Source organism: Geitlerinema calcuttense NRMC-F 0142, assembly GCF_030285425.1.
On sequence record NZ_JASVEJ010000002.1, the window covers coordinates 72,765 to 81,995 of the forward strand.

Consider the following 9,231-nt stretch of genomic DNA (forward strand, 5'->3'; position numbering starts at 1 on the left):
AATGATTGATGTTAGTCTGATTTCCCTATTGGGAATAATGGATATTGCGATCGCGATCGCTTATCTCATCCTCTCGCCGCGTTGGTCGCTGGCCAAGTTGCAACTGCCGAAAGTTTTTGGCACAACTGGAATTATTTTATTAATTATCCAAGTTGCGATCGCCCTTCCCTTAATCATCGGTTCAGGGATTATCTTTGCCTTTCAAGGCTGGCGGCTGAATTTCCCCTTAAGGATTGCTTATTTTAGCTTTTATTGCCTGCTATTTTTCCTAGGACTGCGTAACTTCTATCGCTTTCCCAACGCCTCTCAACGCCTCTACCAAGCGATCTTGCCGGTGGCGCTACTGCTTCTTAGCAGTATTCTATTCATCTTTAACGGCCGTCCGCTCGATCCCGTCATGCAGTTATCTACAGGCCTGCTGCATCTCGTCTTGCTTTTACAGATCGTTAAAGATATCTTCTTATTGAGATGGCGATCGCCATCAGAGCGCTAATCGTGACCTTTGAGCTTTTCAATCAAATTCTCCCCCGTCGTCCCAGCAATCACCCACAAAACCGCCCTTGCGCCATCTCGAATCGCCTTTTCAATCGGTTCTGTATCGCGTCCAGAGGGCACAGAAATCGGCTTAAACGCAATCCCCCGACTCCCCAGAACAATCTCGCCAATCACCTGAGCGCGGCGCATATGATCGTCAGAAGTAATCAAATAAATACAAGTAATATCCCGCGCCTTCAACTCATCAACCAGCGTCGTGAAATTCGTCACCGTATCCACCGCCTGATAGTCTAAGTGAATGCGTTCGGGCGCAATTCCCGCCTCAGAAAATACCCATTCTGAATATTCCGGGTTGCTGCCACTCGATACCCAGATTTCCAGATTAGGATGTTCTTTCGCAAACTCAGCAGCAAAAACCTCGCGAACAGGTGCCCCCCCCAAAACCAGTACCGCCTGCGGCTGAGACACATACGTCCTGACTTGCTTATAGCTAAACCAAACCGTCCCTGCCAAGATGGCAAACAACGAAACCCGCCACAATAAAGCCCTAGTTCTAGAGCGATTTTTCCGAGTGGGTTTGTAACGTTGTCCGCTGAGACCGATCCTTAACATCATGATTTAAACAGGGATTGAAGTGATCCAATCGAGAGGTCATCCATTGTGCCCAGTTACAGGCTGAGATTGCAATAGGGTGCTGTTGTCAAAAGTGTACAGCGAACTGCTAGCCTTCTCTCATGCTTTAGCTTTTCTTTCTCCCGGATTTGCAATCAGCAAAGCTATCTTAAAATCCACTCTAACAAGTTGAGTATCGGCTTCTGGGCAACTCTAGCTACCGCGTGCTGAGTCAAAAATCAGCCAGGTTAATCTTTTTAACTTGTCCTAAGCGTTGCTGTTGACTAGCGCTGTCCATTTTTTCTATCCGCTAGTCAAAATCCCCGGACGAGCTAAAAACGCCTGGGATAGAAAGGTTTGAGGGAACGGGGCTGATGGGACTTGAACCCATGACCTAGCACTTAGGAGGCGCTCGCTCTATCCAACTGAGCCACAGCCCCAATTACATAGCGATCATAACAGCTATCCGAGGTAGCGAGCCAGCGACTGCCAAGGTTTATCCCAGGGTTCTCCGCCCACTTCCAACCCGCATAAATGACTCTGGGCTTCTAGAATCAGAGAAGAACGCAAGCCCTGGCGCTTTCTGAGTTGCAAGGTGAGTTTGCCATGCATGGTATCTCGACAGCAGAAGTCTAAACCCTTCGGAGTGGGGGCGCGTAAGGGTGTCCCTGGTTTATTCGTCGTTCCGGTTAACTCAACCTCATATTCTGAATTGCGGGCTTGCATTTGCCAGCATCCCCACGGTTCAATCTGCCAGCACACTTCAGCATTCCAAGGCACAAACTCATAAAATTGACCTTGGTAATGAATGCCCACCAGCGCCGCCGACTCCATCCACCCTAAAATGCCTCGCTTACCACCACCGGCGGTGAGGGCTAAGTCGGGTTCGTCTATAAAACTATTGCAATTGAGCCAAAACCACTTTTTCGGGAAGGCGCGACCCCAATTTTTCTCGCTGTAGGTGGGAGCATCTTGAAAGGCGTAACATTTACCTTGCCACTCTATTTCCCCAGTCGCTAAACCGTGGGCCTGTAAAATCTGCCAACCGGGTTCAAAGATGGGGAGAAACGAAAGCCACCCGGCGGTTGACTGCTGAGGGCTGTTGGCAGGACCCCAACCGTAGACGGGTTTAATTGTATATTGCCAGCGGGCGCTTTGACCCGTGCCGGGATCGTGAAGAACGCCTTGGTGCCAGGTGGCGGTTGCTTGATAGCCTTCTTGGACGGAATGGTTAAAGTCTGCGGGTTCAAGATAGCGGGGAAGTACGGTTAAGGGTGAATCTTTTCCTTTAAGTTGTCGCCAATGACCTAAACCCAGGGCGTGTCGCCAAGCCCAAAAGGTGCGAACGTCGGGAAAGGTGCGACAAAAGTATTCGTCGTTAGGCCCTAGAATTTGCGCGGCCCCACCGTTGTAGGGTTGAGTTCCCGTGGGGTCTTCAATGGAGTACATGAAGGCGAAGGTTTGCCCAATATCGGGTAAGGTGACGCGATAATACCAGCCTTCAAAAAAGCGATCGCTGATTGTGTCCCAATGGTAGCCGCTATGGGGAGTTTGTAGGGGAGCGTTAGCAAATCCAGGCATGATCAGTCTTTGTTCGGGTTCGCTTCTCCATTGTGCCTTCAGACTCGCAAACTTGGGAATGGGTACAAAGGTAGGTCTCAGAGGGCAAGCAACCGTCCAGCAATATTTTAGGGCTTAGATGCGATCGCATATGGCTTGCGGTAGAGTTGGGTCTGCTTGAACTTAGGACTAGAGAGTGACTGAGGGTTCTATCTTCAGAGCAACCTCGCAGAATATTCTGGGTTGCTACGCTTAAGTTAAGCAGTGAGGAGTGAAATTGGTACGAACTATTTCTTAATCTGTTGAACGATTAGAAATGAACAAGCTAAACGCTCCAGGGAAGCACTCATGACGCCAACTCGTCAACTTAGAGGTGTAGAAATTGACTTTCTCTAGTTCCCCAACTGCCAAGCTGTTTTGCAAATGGTTACATTTGCCTTATTTATGAGTAATCTAGCAGATTCTGAGATATCATCTATTTCTTTAATTCGCAAATTATTGCCTTTTTTATTAAGTTTTCTCGACGATATATTACTCATCGGTCTTTCTCGATTAGGGTGTAACCTCCCCTGGTTGCAGTGGCTATCTCCCGCGATTATGGTGGGGACAGGAATCTACTTTTTGGTGCAATTCTGGCAAAGTCCCTACGGTGCAGCAAAAGCGAGGGAACTTTGGGAGTCCTTTCAACAACCTGAAGAAGCACTGGAAGCTTAAAGAAAGTTGCGGGCAAAAGCCCGCATTTGCATCTGTTCAAATTTAGGCAACTCGTCGGCGAATTCCCGTCCACCCATACCAATGACGCACCGCTAGCCAAACTGCCGATAGCAGTCCAGCGAAACTCAAGGTTAAACCGCTATAGGGAATTAATAAACCAAAGACGGGAATAACAGCCCCAGCGAGGGTGGCAATTATGGCGGCCCAAGATTGCTGGCGACTGAAGCCCAGCCCCCAAGCCAGGAACAAGAGGACGAGGGAAACGCCAACCCAAGCAATAGAGGCAGGTAGAAGGCGGCTGAGGTAGGTTAAAGCGAGCAAACTGGCAAAAAAGACCCCTCCTGCGATCGCCACATCTTGCAGGCGGATGGGAACCGATAAATACAGGAGCAGCAACCACCACAAGAAGACGGCCGGGCCAAGCAATAGCAGGCGCGGTAAAATTCCGGTATTGCGGACTGGGTTAGTTGCAGTGAACACCCCAAAAGGATTTTGCACCGAGACATTATCATCAAACGTCCAGGTAAAGCGCGTTCCCCGTCCTTCGGCTTGGGTTTCGGTGGGTGCAATTCCGCTGGCAAAATCGGCCTTGGGGAAATAGGCGATCGCATTGAGACGAAAATTAGAGAGCAATTGTCCATTGGCGTTATAAACCCAACGCGGGCTACCTTGGGCGAGATAGGCGACGCGGAATGTTGAGGTTTCTCCGGGTTCTAAGCGAAACGGAAACCCATAGTCGCCGGGGTTAATGGGTTCGAGGCGGGTTCCATCGCGTTCGACGCGGAAGTTTTGCAATAGAGAATAACCGGAAGGGGGACGCACTTCAAAGAAAAAGTCTTCTGTTTCGTTGAGGCGGTTTACCACCTGGTAATCTGCGCTAAAGTCTACGCGATAAATGGTGCGATTGGTAGCGCGATCGCTCTCTTGATTTAAGGTTACTTGAACTTGCGATCCGGCTAGCGTCATAAACCGATCGACTTGGCGGATTTCTTCCACCGTCACAAACCGACCGTCAATATAATTTTGGTAAGTAAAAGTTTGGGGGATTTCATAGCGCATTTGCGGGGCGCTTTGTTCCATGCGATCGCCTCCTACAGTTCGCGCCACTTCTACCACTTTGGCTTGTTCCCAATGATGGTAGCGATTGGCGAGGGTAGAAGAAAAGAAGAAACCCACCACTAATAAAACTAAAATTAGCCCTCCATGTTGCAAAATCTGTAACATAAAGTCATAGCGCGTCAGCCATTGTTGCGTCCAAAGGCGCGTGTCGTTTACATCGCGGCGCAACGCTAAACTAATACCCGCAAAAACGATACCTAACGCCCCGATTAAGAGCGTTAGAATCAAAAAAATGGTCAACCCCTGAGTGCCAAATTGAATTAACTCATTCGGATGAGTCAGATCCGGTAAATTCGGAATTCCCTGCGGCGTCGAAAACATAGATCGATAGGTTAGAGGAAAGATACCTTATTGATCTACAAATCGTTTTCCAGAGTTCCCTACTGACAAGAGACTTAAACCAGTAAAGAATAAAAAAATCAAGCAGCCTTATATTAAGCACTCTTTATAAGAATCGGTGTTGAGAACTTAGGGCGATCGCAGCTTGTTTTCGGAGTGGGGTCAACTGACCCAACCGACTGGGCTTTTCCCTAAATGGGAATTGTAAACCAGAAGGTTGTCCCCACACCGAGGGTACTGTCTACGCCGATTTCACCACCGTGGGCGGTGATAATTTGGCGACAGAGGTATAAGCCTAAGCCTAAACCGGGGGAGTGTCTTGAGGTTTGACCTCGGACGTAGAGTTGAAAGACGGTAGCACAATCTTCTGGGGACATTCCAACCCCGTTATCTGCAATGGTAAAGCGGATAACAGAAGATTCAGCAACGATAACTTCAGCCCCAATCTCGATTTTAATGCCCGGTGGATTGTGCTTGAGGGCATTTCCGATTAAGTTTTCAAAGACGCGCCGCAGTTGGGGACAATCAACCTCAACAAGGGGTAAATTCTCAGGTAAATTTTGGACTAAAGACGCTTGATGTTTGATAATTAAGGGTTCTAAATCGGCGGCCAAACCTTGAATGACCCCATTAAGTTGCGTGGGTTTGGGGGAAAGCACAATTCCCCGAATTTCCGAGGCGGCGGTTTCTAATAAAGAGTTAATGAGATGCAGTTGGGCGTGGCTGCTTTGTACCATGCGTTCTAAAACTGAACGCGGAATGGGAATAGAGGGGGGTGAATCGGGTTTATTGTCTGTGGCTTTTAGGAGGTTTTGCAACACCAGCAACCACCCAGTTACGGGGGTGCGGAGATCGTGGGAAACAGCATGGAGGAAAATATCTTTGAGTTGGTTGAGTTTGAGGAGTTCGGCGTATTTCTCTTGAAGTTGGGCGGTTCGTTCGGCGACAGTTCGTTCCAATCCGGCGGTGAGTTGGGCTTGCTTGATGGCGATCGCAACTTGGGTGGATAAGGCTTCTAGTAAGTCCTTATGCATCGCTTCCCAGTGGCGCGGATGGCTGCATTGATGGGCGACGAGAACCCCAAAGACTTCATCGCCTAACCAAACGGGAACGCTAATCGTCGATTTGACTTGATAGTCGGCGTAGTGTTGGGCGATATTGGGTGGCGCTTCAATTTGAGTGACATCATCAATGGCTCGCACTTGATGTTGAGCAAACAAACCGCGAATTTCGTTCAGGTAGTCTGTATTGTTGGTGGTTTGTCCATACAGGGAAATCCAAGCCGGATCGACGGATTCTGCAACCACTTCGCCGTAGGTGCCTTGGGTGTCGATGTGGGCAATATAGACGCGATCGGCCCCTAAAAATTGTCGCACTTCGCGAACGGTAGTATCAAAGATACAATCGAGTTTCAGGGATTGGTGAATCTGCGAGGTGATTTTGGCAAACAGGCGATCGCGCTGGGCTGCAATTTGCAATTGGGCTTCGGCTTGCTTGCGTTCGCTAATATCGTTAACAACGCATAACCAGCATTGTTGCCCGCCCAAGACGATCATTTCTGCGGAGAATAAAACCGTTCGTCGTTCGCCTTGTTTTGTTAGTAAAGTTAACTCGCGATCGCGAACCGCCCCCGTCGCTTGCAAAGCTTCCACTAAGTAAGCGCGATCGCTGGGATCGTCCCAAATACTGAGTTCAAAGGCGGTTCGCCCAATCACCTCTTCCAGGCAATAGCCGGTGACTTCTAAAAAGCGATCGTTGACTTCAATAAACCGGGCATTTTCTAAAAGGCTGATCGTGCAAGGATAAGGGCTGGAACGAAAGGCGGTTGCAAACTTTTCTTCTGATTCTTGCAAGGCTTGCTGGGCTTGAACCTGGGCGGTAATATCGCGAATCACCCCTAAGATATGCGGTTTGCCTTTGTAAATAAACCGCGTTCCCAAAACATCCACATGGAATAAACTCCCATCTTTGCGAATATCGATCGCTTGGGTGCGATATTCGCCCCCCGCCTGAATGGTCGCGAAATACTCGCCTAACAGGTGATGATAGTCAGGATGAATATAGGCATCGGGTTTGAGTTTAATCAGTTCGTCATAGGGATAACCAAAGATTTCGCACGCGGCGGGATTAACTTCCACCAAGGTGCCATCTAACTCATTGACAAATAGAGCATCGCGACTGGCTTCAAACATACTGCGATATTGAACTTCCTGTTCCTGTTGCAGTTGTTCCGATCGCACTTGTTCGGTAATGTCGCGTAGGATAGCCAGGAGATGGGGCTTGCCGTTGTACTCAAACTGGATACCCCGAACTTCAACCGGGAAGGGCGTTCCATCCTTGCGAAGGTCTACCGTGCGGCGATAAAACTGTCCTCCAGCTTGCACAGTTTGGCGATACTCATAAAATAGATGAAAATGATCCGGATGAATAAAAGCTTGGGGATATAAGCCAATAAATTCTTCGTAGGTATAGCCGTGCATTGCACAGCAGGCGGGGTTGGTTTCTATCACTTGTCCGGTTTCGGGATCGCTGATGATAATCCCATCGGTGGTGGCTTCAAAGATGCTACGATACTGGGCTTCGCGTTCTTTGAGTTGTTTTTCAAATTCTTTGCGATCGCTAATATCGCGGACGATCGCTAAGACTTCATCGGCACCGCTAACGACGATGCGCCCTTCGTAGTCTCGCCATTGTCCTTGAATGAACAGTTGGTATTCGTATAATTGGGTTTGTCCGGTGGCGAGGGCGCGTTGAATGTTCGCCATCCGTTCTTCGGCGGCTTCGCGGGGAAGGACATCAAATAGGTTTTTGCCGATAATTTCTTGAGGGGGCAAGATAATCTGATAGGCTTTATCCGCCTTTGCATCCAGATAGGTGCCATCGGCGCGGATGCGAAACATTAAGTCGGGAGTGGCTTCAATTAAAGCCCGGTTTCTGGCTTCGCTGAGTCGCAAGGCTTCTTCGGATCGCTTGCGTTCGCTAATCTCTAAAACAACCCCATCCCAGAGTACAGAGCGATCGCTTTGGCGTTCGGGGCGAGAAGCGCATTGAATCCACTTTAACCGTCCGGAAGGGGTGACAATGCGTCCTTCCCAATAGAAGGGTTCTAGCGTCTGCATTGAGTGCATGAGCCGACGGTCGTGATCTTCGCGATCGCCCTGATGAATTAACTCTAGCAGCACTTCGTTCCTAGCTTGGATAACTTCCGGTTCGAGTTCAAACAGTTCCCGACACGTCGGACTGATGTAGCACATCCTGCAACTGCCGTTATCGTAGCGCTGTGACTGAAAGATGACACCGGGCAAGTTGACACTAATGCGTTGCAAGCGCGATTCATTTTGTTGTAACGTCAGGGAGAGTTGGGCGTTGGCGATCGCTGCCCCAACCGTTGTGGCAAAACTGCCCAGAAGCGTTTCTTCTTCCGTCGTCCACTGGCGCTGGCTTTGGCAATCTTCAAACCCCAAAACTCCCCAAAGGTTATCCTTAAAGAAGACGGGAAACCAGATAAACGAACAAACGTTGCGCGTTTCCCACCAACTGCGATGCAATAGCGAAAAATCGGGTAAAAAGCCTTTAATCGGTTGCTGGGCAGCTAACGTGGCGTACCATTGGGCATTAACAGGATAAGGTGCGATCGCCGATGCTGCATTTTCCGTGCTGAACCACGTACTTTCAACCTGGGCTTGCCATTGTTCCGGAATTTCCCCAGCATAGAGGCGTAAAAGATAACAACAGTTAACTGCGATCGCTTCCCCAAGCATCGCCAAAGCTGAATGTAGCGCTTCCCGTGTCGCCGGGGAACCCAAAACCAACTGAGTCGCTTGGGCAAAAGCCGTCAACAACCGAGAAATCCTTGCAGGAGGCTCAATGTCCGGTTCTCGATGGGAGGTAAAAGCCTGATGAATTCTATGACCCTCGGAGGGATTGTCTGCTTGGAAGTTCGCCATCGCAGGTTGAGTGAAGGTTTCAGTGGAATGCATAGGAGTAACCACTGTATTCCCCTGATTGCAATCCTGCCAGGTTTGTAAGCAATCGAACTCAGGCATTGTATAACCTCTAGAGAGCAAATCTCAGTTCTTTGACAAAGAGGACCGAAACTGGGAAAAGCGGCTTTGGACTTTGATAGTAGAAGGCAGGGACGGCATTAGCAACAGCGACTTGCCAGTTGACAAAGTGGTCTTGAACCTAAACAGTCTAGTAGTTCCTTATTTTATGCAGATTGACCTCTAAAAGATATTGAGAAAAATATTCAAGTTCTAGTTTCCCATAACAAATTCCTCCAATCGGGGGTAGTCAAATTCCACCTAAACCACCCACTCACCTCAAAGATACCGAAAATCTTTATCTTCCCCCATCCCCCTCTCCCGCATATTTCAGTGCTTCTCTAAGTGC

Annotated in this window: 6 protein-coding genes and 1 tRNA gene; 2 read left to right on the forward strand and 5 right to left on the reverse strand. The window is 49.0% G+C overall.

Features of this window, described 5'->3' with window-relative positions; translation table 11 throughout:
• Position 1: 1 nt before the first annotated feature.
• Positions 2–493 (forward strand): hypothetical protein, encoded by a 492-nt coding sequence (locus QQ055_RS00695; RefSeq protein ID WP_286004057.1) that lies wholly within the window; start codon positions 2–4, stop codon positions 491–493.
• On the opposite strand, the gene QQ055_RS00700 is transcribed toward QQ055_RS00695, so the two are convergent.
• The 3 genes from QQ055_RS00700 to QQ055_RS00710 all read right to left on the reverse strand — a co-directional run bounded on the left by QQ055_RS00700 (position 490) and on the right by QQ055_RS00710 (position 2,688).
• The gene (locus tag QQ055_RS00700) at positions 490–1,110 is read right to left on the reverse strand and encodes a YdcF family protein (protein ID WP_069968920.1); all 621 of its coding nucleotides are present in this window, start codon (positions 1,108–1,110) and stop codon (positions 490–492) included. The two genes, QQ055_RS00695 and QQ055_RS00700, sit on opposite strands and share 4 nt — an antisense overlap.
• Positions 1,111–1,473: 363 nt before the next feature.
• A tRNA-Arg gene (locus QQ055_RS00705) sits at positions 1,474–1,547 on the reverse strand.
• Between the two features lie 22 nt (positions 1,548–1,569).
• Positions 1,570–2,688: a tocopherol cyclase family protein gene (locus tag QQ055_RS00710; RefSeq protein WP_284476814.1), complete on the reverse strand. Its 1,119-nt coding sequence runs from the start codon at positions 2,686–2,688 to the stop codon at positions 1,570–1,572.
• A gap of 423 nt (positions 2,689–3,111) precedes the next feature.
• Here QQ055_RS00710 and QQ055_RS00715 point away from each other — a divergent pair, with 423 nt between their 5' ends.
• Complete coding sequence (locus tag QQ055_RS00715; RefSeq protein WP_141724447.1) at positions 3,112–3,381, forward strand: hypothetical protein; 270 nt, start codon at positions 3,112–3,114, stop codon at positions 3,379–3,381.
• 42 nt (positions 3,382–3,423) lie between these two features.
• Here the strand turns inward: QQ055_RS00715 and QQ055_RS00720 are convergent, their stop codons facing one another.
• Together QQ055_RS00720 and QQ055_RS00725 are read right to left on the reverse strand one after the other, a co-directional pair.
• The gene (locus tag QQ055_RS00720) at positions 3,424–4,821 is read right to left on the reverse strand and encodes a hypothetical protein (RefSeq protein WP_283359035.1); all 1,398 of its coding nucleotides are present in this window, start codon (positions 4,819–4,821) and stop codon (positions 3,424–3,426) included.
• 209 nt (positions 4,822–5,030) lie between these two features.
• The gene (locus QQ055_RS00725) at positions 5,031–8,819 is read right to left on the reverse strand and encodes a PAS domain S-box protein (RefSeq protein ID WP_284476812.1); all 3,789 of its coding nucleotides are present in this window, start codon (positions 8,817–8,819) and stop codon (positions 5,031–5,033) included.
• Positions 8,820–9,231 lie beyond the last annotated feature (412 nt).